The sequence below is a fragment of the Pseudomonas sp. P4_C3 genome (genome assembly GCF_056402075.1).
The window spans coordinates 1-1,203 of record NZ_JBFUIC010000641.1 but is presented as its reverse complement, the minus strand read 5'-3'; the positions used below and the strand labels follow the sequence as shown (position 1 = coordinate 1,203).

General features: G+C 52.0%; 1 protein-coding gene. It reads right to left on the bottom strand.

All coding sequences use genetic code 11. The features are described from left to right. Positions 1-184: 184 nt before the first annotated feature. On the bottom strand, positions 185-901 hold the full coding sequence (locus tag AC1DVH_RS31410; protein ID WP_477757063.1) for a class I SAM-dependent methyltransferase: 717 nt from the start codon (positions 899-901) through the stop codon (positions 185-187). Positions 902-1,203: the final 302 nt, after the last annotated feature.

Here is a 1,203-nt window from a genome sequence, read left to right as displayed (position 1 = left end):
CGCCCAAATGGCCTGAATATTGAGTGGTGAAAACACCTTTTTACACGCTGCTACGTGAAATCCGAGCCCGGAAGCCTCTGCCCAAAAGTAAAGATTTCAATCTCAGGCGCGTATTTTTCTGCCGTGGAAACCATGGCCGACTTTTTCAACAGAATCGGCCAATAGCTGCCTGTCGCGTCCAGCTTCAAACCATTTTGAACGTCAACCAAGCCCCCCAGAACAAGCTGCTGAAGAAACGTGTGGCGTCCCCGAATCCCGCGTCGTTTAACAGTTTTTGAACCGCCGCCTCAGAATGTGGCGGATCAGCGCCCTGGAGGATTTTCCCCAGTTTGGCCTTCACTTCATCCGGGCTGGCACCTTGCTGCCGCCATCGCTGGCCCCAAGCAGCCAGCAATAGCGGTTGGCTGGCATAAGCGTACTGATTTCCTGCGACAATCAGCGGCGCACCCGGCTTCAGATGAGCCCGAATGGAATGCAGAAGTTGGCGCTTGGCATCATCACCCTCGAGATGATGCAGGACGCCGATCAAAGTGGCTGCGTCGTAGGACTGGTCTGCTACCAGATCTTCAATATGTCCAAGATGCATGTCCGTTCTTTCAAGCAAGTCGTTCGTCTTTAACTGGTGCTTCGCAGCCGCCAGCATTGGCTCGGATGGATCAACGGCAGTGAAGCGCCAACTGGGCTCCAAGGTTGCCATTGCAATGATTTCCTGCGCCGTCCCACCAGCGCCAACTACCAGTATCTTCGCCGAGCCTGTAGTGCTGAGGCTTGCCGCCAGCATGCATGCAGCAAGATCGTGACAGGCGTCATACCCTGCTAATGCAATACGGCTCTGTCGTCCGTACTCATTGGCCCGTGTGGTATCAAATTTTTCAGCTGGGTTGAGAGGTAATGATTTCAAGGCGGTTCTCCATGTCCTTGAATCAAGTTAGGTCATAAATAGCGATAATAAAAATTCATTATCTTTATGTATTGCATTCCTGAAAGGAATACAACCTCCCCCTCCCCCGCACGGAGCTTGAATAGTCAACCGTCTATAATGGGTCGGTTTTTACCGGTCGTGGAAGGCAGAAACCGGCCAAAAGCGGACACTATTGGCTCTGTTAAAGTACCTCTCTGAACACAACTAACGGACGGCTTCATGGAACGATTCCATCCTAGTGGCATTGATGCAGAGGGTTATATCCTCACCGTGCCCAATGT